Annotated in this window: 9 protein-coding genes; 3 read left to right on the top strand and 6 right to left on the bottom strand. The window is 37.3% G+C overall.

The genetic code is table 11. From position 1 onward, the window contains the following. Positions 1 to 323 precede the first annotated feature (323 nt). Positions 324 to 2,294, top strand: coding sequence for an S-layer homology domain-containing protein (locus tag CD31_RS04965; RefSeq protein WP_036076137.1), 1,971 nt, complete (start codon positions 324 to 326; stop codon positions 2,292 to 2,294). Positions 2,295 to 2,873: 579 nt separating this feature from the next. Here CD31_RS04965 and CD31_RS04960 read toward each other — a convergent pair. The 4 genes from CD31_RS04960 to CD31_RS04945 all read right to left on the bottom strand — a co-directional run bounded on the left by CD31_RS04960 (position 2,874) and on the right by CD31_RS04945 (position 11,432). Continuing rightward, on the bottom strand, positions 2,874 to 4,799 hold the full coding sequence (locus CD31_RS04960) for an N-acetylmuramoyl-L-alanine amidase (RefSeq protein ID WP_036076136.1): 1,926 nt from the start codon (positions 4,797 to 4,799) through the stop codon (positions 2,874 to 2,876). 233 nt (positions 4,800 to 5,032) lie between these two features. Continuing rightward, entirely contained in the window at positions 5,033 to 5,944 is a 912-nt protein-coding gene (locus CD31_RS04955; RefSeq protein ID WP_036076134.1) for a C40 family peptidase, read from the bottom strand. Between the two features lie 221 nt (positions 5,945 to 6,165). Then, positions 6,166 to 7,233, bottom strand: a complete 1,068-nt coding sequence (locus CD31_RS04950; RefSeq protein WP_036076133.1) for a CAP and S-layer homology domain-containing protein — start codon at positions 7,231 to 7,233, stop codon at positions 6,166 to 6,168. A 200-nt stretch (positions 7,234 to 7,433) separates the two neighbouring features. Beyond that, positions 7,434 to 11,432: a cell wall-binding protein gene (locus tag CD31_RS04945; RefSeq protein WP_244905089.1), complete on the bottom strand. Its 3,999-nt coding sequence runs from the start codon at positions 11,430 to 11,432 to the stop codon at positions 7,434 to 7,436. 345 nt (positions 11,433 to 11,777) lie between these two features. Between CD31_RS04945 and CD31_RS04940 the strand changes: the two genes are divergently transcribed. Next, the gene (locus CD31_RS04940; protein ID WP_016993688.1) at positions 11,778 to 12,455 is read left to right on the top strand and encodes a hypothetical protein; all 678 of its coding nucleotides are present in this window, start codon (positions 11,778 to 11,780) and stop codon (positions 12,453 to 12,455) included. Further along, a complete protein-coding gene (locus CD31_RS04935; RefSeq protein WP_036076131.1) occupies positions 12,455 to 13,711 on the top strand; it encodes an efflux RND transporter periplasmic adaptor subunit in 1,257 nt (418 codons plus the stop codon). The genes CD31_RS04940 and CD31_RS04935 overlap by 1 nt, the downstream gene beginning before the upstream one ends. Positions 13,712 to 14,223: 512 nt before the next feature. Here CD31_RS04935 and CD31_RS04930 read toward each other — a convergent pair. Both CD31_RS04930 and CD31_RS04925 read right to left on the bottom strand, forming a co-directional pair. Next, positions 14,224 to 16,716 (bottom strand): S-layer homology domain-containing protein, encoded by a 2,493-nt coding sequence (locus CD31_RS04930; protein ID WP_036076130.1) that lies wholly within the window; start codon positions 16,714 to 16,716, stop codon positions 14,224 to 14,226. Positions 16,717 to 16,782: 66 nt separating this feature from the next. After that, on the bottom strand, positions 16,783 to 18,675 hold the full coding sequence (locus CD31_RS04925) for a stalk domain-containing protein (protein ID WP_036076127.1): 1,893 nt from the start codon (positions 18,673 to 18,675) through the stop codon (positions 16,783 to 16,785). Between the last annotated feature and the right edge of the window lie 109 nt (positions 18,676 to 18,784).

Genomic DNA, 18,784 nt, shown 5'->3' with positions numbered 1-18,784 from the left:
TACCTACAACTGCATATGCAAGCTAAAACAACTTCAGAAATGCTTTAATCATTACTTCAATAAAATGCCGTACATTGTTTCTTAGTAAGCAATGTACGGCATTATTTTTTAGGGTTAACACAAATGACATATATAATAGAAGAAACTCATGTGAATTTCGGTTCACCTTCCTTCCCCTATTTAAAACTAACTCACACTTCAAATTATAAAAGCATACTTATTGCCTATAAAGGGCTGGTATATTTTATGGGATTTCTAACATTTGACCCTTATCTTGCTTGTGTAACTTTGTTAAAATGATATCAGTTTAGGAGGGTAAAACTATGAAAAAACTATCAATTTTTATGTTGCTCATGATGCTTGTTAGTCTAGTCATTTGGCAACCCCAATCGGTCTCTGCAGATGAGCTATCAGGACATATGCATGAGAGTGGTTTGCGCTATTTAATTCAGAAAGACGCATTGCTAAAGGATGCAAATGGAAGCTATCGTCCAAATGCTACGGTTACACGCGGTGAATTCGCCACATACATAGCAAAAGCTTTAGATTTGGACACAAAGAACGAGATAACGTTTACAGATGTGTCAGACACATATTTATTTGCAAATGAAATTAAGCTTGCCGCTACTGCTGGAATTATTACTGGCTATACGGATGGCTCATTTAAGCCAGATGACCGTATTTCAAGAGAGCATATGGCAGTGATGCTAATCAGAGCAGTTGATTATTTAAAAATACCAAAAGGTACTTCTTCTATTACCTTCAAAGACAATGCAACTATTTTTAAAGATTTCCGTCAGGATGTTGCAATCGGTGCACAATTAGGACTTATTAAAGGAAGCTCCAATGGCATGTTTTTACCAAGAGACAATGCCACAATTGGTGAGGCATCGACATTTATTCTACGATTAATTCTTCTTGCTGATCAGCTTGATGCTGGTAAAAATGAAAACAATGGTAACTCCGAAAATAACGGTAATACTAATAATAATGGGAACAACAATAATACTGGTAATAATGGTAATACTACCACATATATCGTCAAAGAAATTTCTAATGGTAACTTGGTAGACAAGCAAATCTTTACTAGCTTTGAAGCAGCTGAAAAGGCGATGACGAATAGTTCCTTCGTGATTACTCAAAATGATAAAATTATTAAAATGACTTCAGGCTATGTTGTAACGAATAATTATGTTGCTCTAAATTCTGAAACCATTAAGGATCAAATCGCAGTTGCTGGTAATACAGAAATGGAGTATCTAGGTAGTGATGCCACACAGGTTAAAGTACGCTTAGCTGGTCATACTGGCTATTTAAAGCAGGCTGACGTTAGCTTAATTCCTTCTGCTTTAGTGAAAGGCCGTTCTTATTACACAAATGAGTACGGTGAAATAAAACATACCTTATATGATTATAAAACCAATAAATATTCTGCTAGTTACGTGTATGGCAAGGCACCTAGCTTTATGAAGCAGGGTGAGAAATACTTTAGCTGGGATGGCATTAACTTTACCAATGCTGATGGTTCTTCAAAGGGAGAAGCCTATAACTACTATCAATTCTTACCCGCTCGTGCTACAACTCAATATACAGCAGATGAGCTAGATCAATATATCGTGGGAAAATTAGCGGAGGTTGAAAGCTCAGGTGCTTCGATTTATAAAAATGCCACAACTAAAAGTAAACTACTTGGTTTAGGCTCTGTATTAAAAGAAGTGGAAGCAAATTCTCATATCAATGCTATGCTTATTTTATCTCTAGCACAGCATGAGAGTGCCTATGGTATGAGTGATCACGCGCAAAACCTAAACAATCTATTTGGATTATATGTCTATGATACGAATCCTCTGAACAAGAAGTTTGATAGTGTCGAAGCCAATATTTATGAGTTGGTTGAAAAATTCTTACAGCCAAATTATATTACGCCAGGTGGACGTTATACCAATGGCGCAGTTGTTGGCTCTAAGGCTATCGGCTTCAATGTAAAATACGCTTCAGATCCATTCTGGGGCGCAAAAATTGCAGGACATTACTATCGTGCAGAAAAAGCTCTAGGCTTTAAAGATGCGAATAATCCTTATAAAATTGCACTCACAACAACGGCTGGACTGAATGTTCGTGCAGATGCATCAACAAGTCAAAGTCCGCTCTTCACATTTAGTAAGAGTAATATGCCTGTCATCGTCACAGATACTAGCTCTAACGGTTGGTATCAAGTTGTTTCGGATAAACTAAACACTGAACCAGGATATATAAGTAAGGATTATATTAAATTCATCAATACCGTGAAATAACAGTAAATGGCTGCCTCTTATAAAGGAGGCAGCCATTTCATTTTGTAAAAAAAGATAAAGTCACTAGCCGGGGCGTCCGATAAGCCGCTTCACTCACTTACGTTCGCTCCAGAGTCTCATCTGTGACACTGTCTCCACTCCAATCACCCCTATGTAAAAGTATCATTTCCTTATCTTTCATACTAGCTAGCCGCAGCGATCAAATTAGTCATTAATTTGTATGATTAGAGAAAGTTCAATATGGAGCTGTATTAGTTATACATCCTTCAATAAAACACTTTATTCGATAATCCTTACTAAAAGTATCTATTTTGTGAGTTGGAGTGAAAGGCTCCTTGACTCCAGTGGGATAGCAAGAGAGGCGAGCATCTAAACGAAGCAGTAGTGGAGGAAACGGCTCAGCGCCTGCTCACAAGTAGCCTGCAATCTCAAAAGTTCTATCGTTCGTTTTGTTTTTCAAACTTATTATACGAGATAGCCATTTTTATCAATTAGTTTGTCTTTCTCTTATCTGGGTATATAGAGAATAAGAAAAACGATCCCAAGGCTAGTACAGCATTGGAATCGTCTCTTAATTACTTATTGTTTTTTATAGTATTGCAAAATACCATTATAAATTGATTCTGCAAATAATTTAACGTATTGATCATTAGTCATTTTACTGTTATCCTCTGCATTCGTTAAGAAACCAAGCTCCACTAGAATGGATGGGATCACCATATTACGAATTACGTAGTATTGCTCTTGCTTGACACCACGATTCTTCATATTTAAATTGTTGACAATTTGATTATTAACATAAGTCGCTAAATCAATGTCTTCCTGATACATATCTCCTGTAGATATTGCATAATATGTTTCAGTACCAGACGCTGACGTATTAGCAGCAGAGTTGACATGAACACTCACGAAAATTTCACCATAGTTTGCTTGAGTAAAGTCTACGCGATCTTGTAATGATGGATACGTATCACCAGTACGTGTCATATAAACTTTTGCACCAGCATTCTCTAGTAATTGTTTCACTTGTGTGCTGACTTTTAATGTAATGTTCTTTTCAGAAGCAGAGCCCTTTACTGTACCTGGATCTTTACCACCATGACCTGGGTCTAGGATAATAATACGATTTTGTAAAGGTTTAGCTGTTTGATTTAATAGTTTTAAATAAGACTTGTGAACATAACCTGTTTGGCCATTATATGTGATTTCTGCCCAGTAACCATTGATGTTATTAACTTGGACATACTCTCCTTTATTCAGCTTAAATAACACGGCTGATGTAGAGTTACTTTGACTGCGAACATTTAAATTAGCAACCGTTACTCTACCTAGCACATCACCAGAAGCTGATGGTGGTGTTGGATCTGGATTTGGATTTGGATTTGGCTTTTCCTCTTCCACAATATCCGTAGTGCTATTCGCTACAATATAACCTGGTAAACCATTTACTTGTGTTAAGTAATAGCCACCAATTGTTTTGTAGACAGGAAGCTTTTCATTCGCTTTAATCGATGAAATTACTTTTGCTGATGAAGTAGGCTTCACATATAAATTGACAGCATTTTTTGTTGTTACTTCTTTTTCGACTGTTCCTAACGCATTGCCATCTGCATCTACAAATTCTGCATATTGCTTATAGATATAGGCATAGGCGCCTTTATAAGTAACCTTTAGCCAATTACTTTCTACAGCGTAGACTGATAATTTACCGCCTGTATTGACTTTGCCTACAATGTTCGTGCTTGAAGTAGAATCTTTTGTCTTACGGATGTTTAGCCCATCTGTAGTGACCTTCACTAAGCCTATTACTTGTGATGTATCTGGAACTTGTACACCTTTTACAGGAAGCTCTAATCGATATTTTTCACTGTTTGCACGCGCCACGAATAATGAGAATTGTGAACGTGTTACAGTGCCATTTGGTAAATACGTATTACCTGTTCCGTTTGTAATACCATTATAATAGATTGTATTGATGTATTTCACATATTCATGTGTGATTGCTACATCAGTAAATGGTGAGTCGATCCCCTCATACTCACTAGTATCTAAATTAAAAGCCTTTGTTAATACATAACTCATTTCTCCACGAGTTAGAGGCTTATTTGGTAAGAATTGACCTTTTATATTTTTGTCGAAAAATCCTAGCTGTACAGCACGTTCTATATAACCTGACATTTCAGTGCCGACTGTAACATCTGAAAAGCTAGATTTATTTACAACTAATGGTTTATTACCAGAGGCAACAACAACCATTTTAGCTGCTTGTCCTCTTGTTACACTATTATTTGGGCCAAAGACTCTCTTACCATTCACAAAGTAACCTTGAATTACCCCCAAATTTACTAAATAATTGATTTCTTCATAGGCTGGGTGATTTTTAGTAACATCTTCAAATGTGATATTCGAATTGTTAGCTGCACTGACACTTGCACTATGTATCGTAAACATAGAAGCCGAAATGAATAAGACGCACAAGATAAGACTAATTTTTTTGATGTTCAATGTCTTATTTCCTCCCTTCTTGTTCTCTTAACGTGTCCATTTTAACAAAATTAGCTAAATAAAGCATCATACAATAGAACTGTTAAAATTTAATTTTCCAATTCACATCCTTTCCTACAAAATTATCATAAAAATAGAAGAGTCTGCTATTGCAAACCCTTCTTCCATTATACGCTATTCAAAAGATCATTTCTTGCAATCTATGACACAATTAAAGTGTTAACTTTATGAACTTATTGTTGAATTCTTTCAATAAATACTTTTAATTGTTCGATTTTTAGTAATTCATCAGAACCGAAGCTACCGTCTCCGTCACCATTTGTAATGCCATTTGATGCTAGCGTAGAAACATATTCATTAGCCCAGCTCTTTTGAGGGACATCACTAAATGTTACACTTCCACCATTGTTTTCAAGGCCAAATGCTAGCACTAATACTTTAGCAATTTGCGCGCGCGTAATTGGTGAAGACGGGTTGAATTTACCATTTGCATCGCCTTCAAAGATACCTAATTTTGCTACAGCTGCAATAGCACCTGCATGCGCATATGTAGGTTTTACATCTACGAAACCAGTAGTAGTATCAGATGTATCTAAGTTTAAAGCTTTTGCAATTTGTACTGCTACCTCTGCACGAGAAGCATATACTGAAAAGTCAATAGCTGCTTTTTTTACTTCAGCTTGTTGTTGAGCATCAAATGTTGCCACACGTTTAGCACCTACATAACGATCGCCCCAATAATACGGGTCATTAACATTTGAGTAGCTTACACCTTGACCAGTTTGAGAGTGGATCATTTTACCATCACCTATGTATATCCCCACATGTGAAATACCACTACCACTTGTATTGAAAAATACTAAATCGCCAACTTGAAGATCACTCTTGGCTACTGCAGTACCTTGTTGATATTGAGATCCTGACGTACGGTTTAATTGAATGCCTAAGTCCGAAAATACTTTAGAAGTAAAGCCAGAGCAATCAAAGCCGCTTGTTGTTGTACCGCCGTATTTATATGGAACACCTAAATATTTAGAAGCTGTATCAGTTAAATCTGCTTTAGACGCTGCTTCAGCAGTATTAATATTAGTAGTTGAAAATAACATAAATGATGCAAAAATCGGTAATAACCATTTCTTATTCATACTTTTGTTATACCCCTCTCAAAACTTTTTTGCCTATACATAGACTATCACAAAAGAGGCGTATGTTATTTTTCAATTGTGTAACGGTTTTAGACAGCAAAAAAACGCTGTAATACCAACGTTTGGAGGTATTTCCAGCGTTAAAAAGAGGATTTTTTTATCGTAATTTGGAACTTTCGTAACATTTCTGTAATATTAGCGATGCTTTGTTACACAACAACTTATTGACTAGAGAACATTTGGACCCAATAGTAATTTCCTTTGCTATCCTGTGCTATTGCAACACCCGTATTTGTATAATGTTCTTTTAAAATATTATCCCGATGACTAGGAGAAGCCATCCATGCTTTTACTGCAATTTCTGGGGTTTTAATATTTCTAGCAATATTCTCTCCAAAACTTGTATAGTTGTAATCAAATAATGTCGCTAAATCCCAAGGTGCCCCATAAAATGGAGAAACGTGTTCAAAATAATGGCGATTTACCATGTCCTGTGCTTTGATAATCGCAATTTGTGTCAGCTCAGAATCATAAACAACAGGTTCTAGCTTATTCTTCTGTCTTTCAACATTAATTAATTCAATCACCTTTTTCGACCACTCGGAAGAAAGGTTTACAGTTGGGATATAATCCTTTGCTAAATAGTCATAGGCTACTTCCAATGCCTTAATTTTTTGCTGAAAAACCATGCTTCGCTCAACAAATACAGCAAACTGTGCACGTGTTACCAATTGGTCAGGTGCAAAATGTTTAGCATCCACCCCACCAATAATACCGATATCTGCTAAGGATTCGATATAATCTTTTGCCCAATGAGTACGCGTAATATCCGCAAACTGGCTATTATTTTTGCTATCTACTTTAATTTGGTAAGCTAGTGCTAGCATTTTTGCCACCTGCATACGCTTTAAAGGCTCTTCTGGATGAAAGGCCTCACTCTTTTGAATGACTCCCAGTTTAACAAGCTGGCAAATTTCCTTGTAATATGGATGCGTTATAGGAACATCCTTGAATTTTACAGGGTTCTCAATGTCAATGTTAGTTTGAAGAGAGCGAGCAATGGCAGCGGCAGCCTCTGCCCTTGTAATAGCTTGCTCTGGCTTAAAAGTGTTGTCGTGATATGTAGTCATATATTGTTTTGTGAGCATATGTTGAATCGAGGCATTTGCCCAGTATGAATTTGTCACATCTACTGCCTTAGCAGACGCTGCTTCTACTTGACTAAAACTAGTTAAACTTCCTACGGTTGCAGCTATTGAAAGTACCATTATACTCAATAATTTTTTCAACAGGGCGACCTCCTCACGTTGGCAAAATAAAAATGTATGAAATGGTACCTCCCAAGCAAAGCGACCATTTATACTATAAGATACGAATTTTAAATGATATAGTTTCACTTTTTTGGAAATTAATATTAAGATCCATTCTTTCTTACTTATAAAAGGAGTTTTCCCGTATTATTCATTGGGAAAACTCCTTTTTTATCATACTATTGAATCATTTTAAGATAGTCTTCTAGAATGCGATAATTATACACTAAGCCCTGTTGCTCAATCGACAAATTACTATAATCTTTTTGAGCAGCTAGCACCTTTTTCTCAAATGATGAGCTGTCTGGATCAATATTTCCGATCGCTTGAACCACTTTGAGAACGGCAGCCACATCTTTTTCAGCCTGCTTTAAGACATCCTCATTAATGACTTGTCCTTTAATTTTAGAGTCCAATGCCTTATAGGCAGCAACTGCATTCGCCACATCTTCAATATATGTCGACGAGCTTGGAGACAGTCCCGCTATAATCTCTACAACCTTCTTCACATCAGCTAAACTCTTCTCTGCTTCGAGTAAAATAGAATAGTTGGAGATACGCTGTTTATCTGTCGTATTCAAACTATCATACTCTTTACGTGCCGCTTCCACCATGCCAAAGTAATATTTATCCTTTGGATTCAATTTAGCAATATTATTATAAACCTTTATAACATTATCTAGTGAAAGCAATAGCTGGTCGTTATAAACATAGCGTCGTTGATCAGCATTGAGCTTATCATAGGCTTTTAAAATCTTTTGATATTGACTATTCATATCTTTTGCCGTTAGCAGTCGATCGATATCTTCTACAATACTCATTACAGGCTTTATTAGCTTCTCCTGATCTTGTAGCACTTTATAATTTTGAACAGCCCGTTGCTGATCCTTTGGTAAAGCATTGTAAGCAGCACGGATTTCTTGAATACGTTTCACATACTGCTTTGGATCAACTGATGGTAAGTCATTAATCATTTGCATGACATTTCCAGCACCTAAAATACTAGACTCCGCTGCTTGCAATAAGTAGTAGTTTGTCACGTATTGCTTCATCTCGTCAGGTAGTGCATCGTAAAGTGAGCGTGCTCGTGATGTATCTTGAAGGAATGTGTTGCTTGAAGATTTTAGTTTGCTAATCAATTCCATTACATTCGAGACAGGCTCAAACTTTAAGAGAATATTAATATTATCGATGTATTTTTTTTGATCCTTCGATAGTTTATCATACGCTTTACGTGCTGAGTTTACCTTACTAACAAAGCTTGGTGATTCAGGATCTAACTCATTAATTTGAACCATCACACTTAAAATTGGCTTAACCGCTTTCTCACGTGTTGTTAAATCTTTAATATTCGTCACTAATTTCTTTTGATCAGATGACAGCTTATCATATGCTACACGAGCATTCATCAGCTTCGTTAAGTAGTCTGTATCTTGCACTTCTGTTAAGTTAATAAGCTCAACTACACTCTGTGCTAAGCCCTGTTCATTCTCTGCTGCTACTAGGGCATCATAGTTTACAATCGCTTGCTGCTTCTCTGCTGGCAAGGCATCATAAAGCTCACGCGCTGTTTTCATATCTTGATAGAAAGTTTTACTTGTTGGCTTTAACGAGGCAATAAGACCAATCAAGGAAGCAACATCCTCTACAGCAGTGAGATTAGCATAGTTGGTCACACGCTTTTGTGAAACTTGATCAAGTGCATTATAGGCTTTACGAGCATCAAGAACCTTTTTTGTATAATCCTTATTTGTTGGATTTAAGGCATCAATCATTTGAATCACCTTGATTACCGCCTTGTTATCCTTTTCGTAGGAGCTTAACATTTTGGCTTGCTCCACTAGCTTCTGTGCGTTCTTATCCATTGCTTTATATTCTAATGTAAGTTCTGCTACCTTTTTGACAAATGTGTCAGGTCCTTCATTTGCTAAGGCTATAATACGATCATCAAATGCTTTGGCCGTATTGATATAGCCTTGTGCTTTTTGGAGGTCCTCGCTATTAACTACCTCTTTTTGAAGTTCGCCCAATTTATTAAACGCTTCATCTGCTTTTACCACATCATCTTTATACGTTTTTTTAGATGGATTTAATTTACTAATTTGAACCATTACATCAATCACAGGAATTACATCTTTTAAATCTTTATAATTTTGAACAAACGTCTTATTCTTATCATCTAGCTTCGCGTAAGCTGTATAAGCTGAATTTGCTTTAGAAATATAGCTTTTAGAATTGGAATCTAGTTTTTCAAAGAGCGAGATAACATTAACAACTGATTTATAGGATTTCTCTAAATCTGTTAGCTCTTTAATATTCGTTACGCGCTTTTTAGCTGTTGGTGATAACTCATTATAGTTTGCTCGTGCGGTTAATATTTTTTCAATAGCTATATTTTTATCTAGCAGATCAATTTCCTCTATAATGTCTTTTACCGCTTTTTCTTCATTAATTAAAGCCTCTATTTTTTCAATCAGCTGTGTTTTTAAATTGTTAAGAGCTTCTTCATAGCCACTACCTTGTGCATCTAATTTAACTACTTCGTTTTTTAATGCGGCAAGCTGTCCGCTGTAATCTGCTGAGGGTTTTAATGTATTGATTGTTTTTGATAGATCAGCGTATTTTTGAAACAGTGTTAGTTTTGCAGCTCCTTGCACTAACGTTTTATCATTTTCATTTAATTTGTTATAGGTAGTCCAGGCAGAGAGCGTCTTACTTTCAAAAGTTTTTGCAGTTGGATCTAGGCTATCAATTAACTTATCTACCTTTAACGCAGCACTTAAATTTTTCTCCCAAGATGTCAGCTCGGCTAAATTACTGACTATTTTTTTTACATTGCTTGGATTGATTGTTATTCCAGTTGGAGCAGGTGGATTATCATAAGCTGCACGTGCCGCTTTAATGGCAGCTACTTTTTCACTGTCTGCTTTAGGCTCAATCAATTTTATAAGGGCTTCGATACTTTCGGCTACAGTAATATTGGCTATTGCTGATTGTAATTCGTTCGCGTTTTTAACAAAGTCTTTATTGATTGTTAGGTTATCGTATTTTGTTTTTAGCTCATTAACTGCGCTACGATATGCGTCTTCTTTGGATACACGTAATGTAGAAATGCTTTTCGAAATATTGGTCGCCTGACGATATTGTTCAATGCTCTTATATTCTGTTTCTACTAAATTTTTAGACGCTGCATCCAGATTATTGTAGGCTTTATCAATTGCTGCTACCGCATTAATAAAGCTTGAGGCTGAAGTGAAATCTGCTGGCTGTTTGCCTTTTAATTCTGCAATACTAGAAGTCACTTTTTCTAGAGCAGACAAACCTGCTAATGCATCCTTATACTTTTTAAAAGGTGTAACCTTATCATCATTTGGATTGTACGCTTCAATTACTTTCTTTTGCTCTGTTGTTAACCCATTATAATTCGCCTTAAAACTATTTATTTTAGGCAAAACAGCTGAGTAATCTGAGGATTTTTCCAATAACTCAACTAACAGAACTAATTCTGTAGCTACTCCTTCTGCTTTAGTCGCATCCACTTTTAACTTATTTAATTTGTCAACATCCATCCCCTTGCCTTTAAAGTAGGCATTGCGTTCTGCATCGGTATAGCCGTATTGTAAAGATGTGCCGCGAATTGTACTGGCAATGTCTTTTGCATTATTCACTAGCGCCTCATTGACAGCTGCTTCAAATTCCTTTTGAACAGTTACATACGCTTTTAGATCATCCTTGCCAATATTTAAAAAGTTATTATATTTCGTATCGAAAGCGGCTACCTCTGCAATAAATGTTTTACTTGTAAACGAGATTCCCGTCATTTCTTTTCCTAATTTTTGTAGCTCACTTAATAAGTTACGCTGCTCCTCCACATAGCGATACTTCGCTTCAATAAATGCAACTTCGTGTTCATTAAAGCCTGCAGCACTTAAAACTTGAAGATCTCCTTTTGCAATGACCATATCATCAGCCGATGAGTTTTCCGACAGCTTACCAAATTGTGCAATAAGCTGCTCTTTTGTCGTGGCAGCCGCTACCTCATTCGTGTAGGCAACTTGCTCCGTATGTGTTGTGACGCGGGATTGTGCATCATTTTCCTGTGCATTCGCTATAGTCGTAGGTGCCAATAATAGACCCGTTATGACCCCTGCTGTCAATTTTCGATTCAATCGAACCACCCTTTCATCGTTTATGTATAGGAAAATGATTGTGTTCATTTTCATTTAGAATTTATGACTTTAGTATCGGTGTAAATTGCTTGATTTCAAGCCATTCTAATATATTTACAAAATCAGACATATCAAAAGTAACTTTTCAAAATTACTAGCTAGAAAAACAGGAAGTTATTTCAATTATACTATACAATGGTGTTATGAGATTTTCACCAATCGACATATGATAAGAGATTGTGTTTTTTCAATGAATTTATTGGAAAAAAACAGCTATTTTCATATGTCATAATATCTTTACAAGGTGTATACTACAACTTTAATATCCTATTTTGGAAGAAAGGACGCTGTTTAATGTTTTACCATTATAAGTTCTGGCATAGTTTAAAAAATCCTACCTACTTTACTAGCATCGTAGAGGAAGGCGAGGTCATCGGATATAAAAAACGAGTACTAACGGTGTTCATTCTTTTCATCCTGTTGTTTGCTGCTCGCGAATATTGGGGAATGGGGACAGAAAATTTAACGTCCTTATTCGCTAAGGATTTACAAAATGAATACTATGTAGCACGTATCCTTTCGATGCTTGGTGCCATTTTATGGGCAATCGTCTATTTTTGCTTCCACTATTATGGTGTTACCTATCTATTACATCTATTAACGGACATTCCTTATACTTGGATAAAAAGAGTCCAGCTTTATGTTGTGGCCTTTCTATTAATTGAAAAAGCAGTCCTCTTCGCTGTTTTCTATGCAGTAGGCTATACGACCATGTTTTCTTTCTTCTCCTTGGCTCCTGCTGCCTTACAGGTGATTGAAACAGATTTCGTGTTATTTACGATTAATCAGTTGACGGTAACAACGGTTTTAATCATTATTGTACAGTATCTCTTCCTATCGAAATGGGAGGAAGAAGCTAGTAGAAAAATGTTAGTAATCAAATTGATTGCTGTGCAGCTATTTATGGCCCTTTTTGTAGGCTTGATCAGTGTGCTACCAATTAAAGAATGGATTGCTAGGGGGTTAGGATGATGGCATTTATCAAAACAAGACCATGGACAACTATGACCATCGTGTTAGCAATGCTAGTAATCAGTATAAATGCTTATTTTGTCTTTAAAGATAATAGCAGTGTGACACGATCCTACTTTATCGATGAATTTCAAAAGGCTTATGTCGGCACGAATACAGAGCGTCTTACTAAAGAAACTATTGTAGCACCTGCTGAGACATACACAATTACTGCGGATGCAACTAACTTATCGGCTGTGAATGTAAAGCGTGGCCAAGAAGTAATGATGAATGATGTACTCGCTACCTATAAAACAGATGAGGTGGACGAGGAGTTAACAAGGCTTGAATCTGAACGTACGGCCTATGAAACAGAATTACAAGATTTAGAGGATGCACTCGATCAAATTGAGGATGAATATGGTGACGACTCTAACCCAAAAAGCTCCATTAATACGGATCAAATCAATGATAAGCTATCTGTAACACTAAAATTAGAGCTTGCTCAACAAAATTCAGCTTCGACAGCAGTTGCGCTGTTAAACCGACATATTGCCGAAACGAATCGTCAAATTGGGCTACTTGAAGCCCAAATAACACAAATACAATCTCGTCAGGGAATTGTCAGCCCTATTGATGGTGTTGTGTCAGCAATTAAGGAAGAAGCGGGTGCGTTAACTTTTGAAATCTACTCCAATGAAAAAGCAATGTATGCCTATTTATCAGAAAAGGAATGGCAAAAGGTACAAGAAGGGCAAACTGTTGATTTTAAGGTGAAACATGTCAAAGGTGATCTATCTGGCGTAGTATTAGAAAAACAAACGATTGCTACTGACGATCAGACAGTTTGGGCAAATGAACTAGCTAAAACGGCTTCCTTACCACAACCAACTAATTATGAAGTAACATTGCAACAGGATGCCCCATTAGAGGACATCCCATTTTCGACAACTGGCAAAGCCTCTATTATTGTCAACGAAGCATTCGATTCTTATAAAGTCGATAAATCGTGGCTAGCCACAGCTAAAAAAGGGAACAAAAAGCTTTATATTATCAATCAGGACGGTAAAATTCAGCTAATTGATGTCAATGTGCAATTTAAAACGGCTAAGTCAGCTATTTTTATGGATTATCTGGATGAAGGTACGCCAATGCTCTCGAATGAGAAACGTAATACCGAAGCCTATACCTTCAGAACATTACCTGTTGAGAAAATCCAATGGAGCCATTTTAAAGAGCTAACTTGGAAGCAATATGTGAAATATATCGTTTTCTAATCTAAATCCGCCTTGTCCGTAAAAGGACAAGGCGGATTTTTTGTTATACAAGAGGATGATGACACTAAAAAACATTTAGCAAAACGAGCGATGGGTTGATTTTCGTTCCGCCAGCGTCCCGTCCGATGAGCCGCTAAATTCCCTAGGAGTGACGCTGCCTCCACTCTAAGCAACCATGCAGAATAAGTGGCTTTTCCTTTTCTTTCATACTAACAGTAGTGAAAAATGTGGAGAAGTGATGAGTGACAGCACTCCTCAATAAAATGATTAGTGAAAACCTTTCAAAAAGTTAACATTTTGTGGGTTAGCGTGGATTGCTACTTGACTCTCGTGGAATAGCGAGACAGGCGAGATCCTGCACAGAGCAGTTGTCGAGGAAGAGGCTCGGCGCTAACCCACAAGAAAGCAAGCAACGGATATCCACTTCACCTTTCATAAAATTGCTGTTGATTGTTTTGTTTTTCAACATAACATAAAGAATCCTCTGTAGCTGTACAGAGGATTTGTCTTCTTTATTTTAAAGATAAGCATCTATTTAAGAAGCTTGCAAATTGAGCACGTGTAATTTGTGCATCTGGTCTAAATGTGTTATCTGGGAAGCCTCCAGTTAAATCATTTGCGACAAGTGCTTGGATGTGGCTGTATGCCCAATGTGTTGATTTCACATCTGAGAAGCTTACTTTGCTTGTACCTGTTAATTTATAGGCTCTTGTTAAAATGGCAGACATTTCAGCACGTGAAAGCTGTCCGTTTGGATTAAACTTTCCTGCCTCTTGCCCTTTAATAATGCCAGCCTGCTCAACTGCAGCAATGGCACTGTATGCATAATGACTCTTACTTACATCTTTAAAGCTAGAATCCTTCGTAGTCGTTAGATTCAGCGCTCTGGCAATAATCGTAGCTGCCTCTGCACGTGTAATGGATGCCTCTGGTTTGAACGTTCCATTTGAGTATCCTTTAATAAGGGATTGATCGTATAGACTTTGGATTTCTGAAAATGCCCAATGCCCTTTTGTCACATCTGTATAAACTAATTCCTCATGATTGTCTTTATAAACTGCTTGTAACTGATCGAAATACAGCTGACCTTTCTTCTGAAGAGAAGCTGTTGGCTGAGCAACATACATACGCTCGAATTTCAATGGCTGAGGTAAGTCACTCGGAATATTCGCCGTTACGTACTTCCAACCACTCCAGTCTAAACCACCCTGGCTTGTAAAATCAATTGTATGCTTAGCTCCAGTACCATCAATCACAACGCCTCTTAGCCAATGCTTACCAGCATCGCCAAATACCCAAAGACCGATATTTTTAGGCTGCCCTGAAATAGCAATTGGTGTTTTCGCAACCATATAGGCTGCTTTTGTGCCTGTGCCTGCTGTTGTGAAATCATAGTTTAATTGTAAGCTAGCAGCTCCCTGTCTTGCATACTCTTTAGAGCTTGCTAATGAAGCATTAGCTTTCGCCACTTCTGTTGTCCAAGATGACGTATTATCAAAGCTATCTAGTACAATAGGTTTTTCTGCTAGATCTACTACTTTCACAGCTGTAGACGTACGAATACCTTCATACTCTCCAATAATTTTCCCTTCACCCTTTTGTGTTGCTGTGAAGGTTGCACCGTCCATCTTGCCAATATTACCTTCAACTGACCAGTTCATATTTGCTGGGTTGATGGTCATTGGATTCAAGTATTGATCATAGGCACTTACAACCTGCATATCTACAGAAGAACCTTTCATTACTTGACCAACGCTACTTAACGTAATGGATTTTACTTTCCCTGGTGGCGCTGTATTCACAACCTGTAAAATCGCTGATACACGACGCTCACTGCCCTCTGATGGTCTATTTACGAGATTGGCGAAATAACCCCCTGGATTACGCACGACCATTGCTGTAGAGCCGCCTCCATCTAGGTTAATAGCCGACGTAGCACCCACCGAAATTAAATGAGCAGCTAAATCTGATAAATTAACACCATTACTATGACCACTTATGCGACCATCAATTGTCACAAGAGATACATTTGTACCTGTAGCATCGATAGCTACTGCTGTACGTGGGCTACGTGTGGAAGCAAACCCTGAATTCGTTGGCATAGAAATATCCACTTTACCGTTACGCACAAGCATCGGTCCAGCAGCTAAAATGAACTGTGCATCCATCCATTTTTGATCGATTGATAAGCTGACATCCACGCTTGTACCTGCTGTAATACTACTTAATTCAGCAGCTAATTCTTTATTTTGTACAGAGATAACAAAGCCATCTGCTGGTACAGTCGAGTTACCTTCTGCTCCATAGGCTGTTACATGAGATACTGTGCCTGAGAACTGGTCACCAAAATGCAAGGTGCTTGTATCTTGGCTTGCGCCCGACACAACAAGTTCTACACCCCATGTATTTGTACCTGTTGATCTTTTATCAGGTGTATATAAAACGTTTTTATTTGTTCCTCGTTCACTATTAATAAGATCAATAGGATAGCTTTTGCCATTCACTTGAAAAGTTAGATTCGTAGAATAATAGTCTGCAATCGCTTTCCCTGATTTCGATAAACCAAATGCAACTGGCTTTTGTGTTGGGCTATCATATGTATCTCCCAAAATACCATAGTTCACAATTTCATTATTTTCTGCTAACAAGTTCGCAGGCATACCATTTCCTAAAAAGTAAGAGGCATTGACAGCTCCAACAACGCGGTGCCCATCAAAGGTGTTTTGCTTAGCCATCGCTGATGTTGTCTTTAATGAATTAATAGGGTTAGGCATACCAATTTCTAGTTTTGTATATGTATTATTTAAATTGACATCTAAAACATTTACAAACTGACGTATAGAACCTGACGTATAGTTTTGCTGTGAATGGATTACCTGTGGTGAAACCTCTGTTTTAACTTCACTGACTTTATTGCCTAAACCAGCAGCTTGGCCATTAATGGGGCTAACTGTTAGTGTAAGCATGAATAGGACAACAATAATCGTTATTAGTTTTCTTGCCATTTTTCACTCCGAATTAATTCAAAGTATGGCACGTACCATGTCACAAGGCCCGTGCCAGTGACTTTTTTATTTTGTTTCTACATAGATCGCTACTGGAAGATTGACACCACCAGCATGCATTAGTTCTAATTCAATCGTATCTTTCGAACCCTTCATCTTGAAATCTGGTAATTCAACATACTCTGCCCCTACTCTTAAAGAAGGCACTAAATACACTTTGCCATTCACCTTAATTGCTCCGCTGTATAATCCTCCTCGACCAGCTAGTTTCAGCTTAATCGTTTTTGTAGAGCCTGTTGGATTGACAACAGGAATGGAAACTTTGTAGTTCATACCGAAGTGACCTGGGTTTCCTACAGCACCATTAATTTGAGAAAGTGAATTTTCAGCCGTTTGTAGATGGTCTGTACGGCCATTAGAAATGTTATAGCCTACCTCAGGAGTATCTACTGTATATGCTGGTAGCTCTGCTAGAATTGTAGCACTTGGCCACGCACCTCTTGGATGTTTCGCATACTCATCCACCGCAACCTGGTCCGATTTGATTGTTGTTAAATCCGTATTATCCTTTGAAAGCACTGTACGTATTGTATACTCAGGTTTTCCACCATTGACTGCTTGAATATCTAAATCATGTAAAAAGCCGATAATATAATCATAGTGTAGGTCATATGTTTCAATTAGCTTCGTTTCACCTGGTGCGATAACAATGCCACTACTCTCTGATTTTTTTAGTTTATTATTTAATACAGCATCCGCAATTGTTAAACCAATATCATGACCTACCCAGCTATTACCTGTTTTTTGGTTAATGCCTTTTGAATCAGTCACTTTAATGCTCTCTGTCATAGACTTGTTTTGGACAGTAATACCAATATTGACATCTGTTCCCAGTGTGTTATAGTGCCAGCCAAAGACACGGTGCTTATTCATTGCTGTCGTTGGTTTTACGTCGTATTGTGCAAGTGTTACATTATTTATTGGTACAAGCTTACGTGTTAATGTTTCTGGATTATCACTAATAAATAGATCACGATCCCCTTCTAAACGAGCAGAAGGAACAACCTCTGGCGATGACGTAGTGCCGTATGATTTTTCAAGGAAAGAGCTTGTATACATATAACGATATACATAAATATACATTTCTTTCTTTTCTGTGATATAACGCAAATTCCCGCCTAATGCATCCACAAGAAACTTAGCAGGAACATACATTTTGCCCTTTTGTATAAATGGCTTTTCGATCATTGTCACTGCCTCATTGTTAATCAGAGCCTGATTACTGTTATCATTGAAAATAAAGCTCATCCCACCAATTAACAATTCAAAGGAACCATCAGGTTGCCAAGTGCCAGATGAATCATCTAAATAATCATAAATATAGCTAGCAGGTAAATAGGTTCTTCCATCCTTTGAAACAATCGGATCTTTCATGACAATACGTTTATTATTGATATGTAAGATATATGGGTCTTCCTGCGGTGGTGCTGTTGTTTCATCTGATAATGTAATATCTACCGATTGGGTAGCCTCATCCCAATTAACAACACCATCAAAGTTTTCACTGACGAAACGTAATGGCATATAAGTACGATCCTTATACATAAATGGCGCAACATCCATTGCTACCTCTTGACCATCTACTAAAGCCGTCTTCGAATCGATCGTTAAATCAACCATCTTACCATTGCGAATCGCCGATGCAGTCAACGTTTCCTTATTCCAATCCACACTTGCACCAACCGCTTCATATAATGCACGCATTGGTAATAATAAGAAGTCCGACTTGTTTAAAATAGGATCATTAACATTGATTGCTTCTCCATTAATCGTAATCGAAACATTGTTTTTTATCTGAATTCCCTTGTTACTAGTAGCTGATGCAGACGCTTGTCCTGGCAAAATCGTAGCCAACGCAACTGCTGATACAATACATGTAGTCTTTAGTTTTCTAAACATCTCAATCTCCTTTTTCCTCTTAAAATCGTCTCTACCATCTTAACATGAACAAAGCCCAAAATGTGGGATTTTTATCGAATAAAGTAGAATTCGGTACTAGAGTGCTAGC

Source organism: Lysinibacillus boronitolerans JCM 21713 = 10a = NBRC 103108, assembly GCF_000772935.1.
GTDB lineage: Bacteria > Bacillota > Bacilli > Bacillales_A > Planococcaceae > Lysinibacillus > Lysinibacillus boronitolerans.
This window is presented reverse-complemented; position numbering and strand designations above follow the sequence as displayed.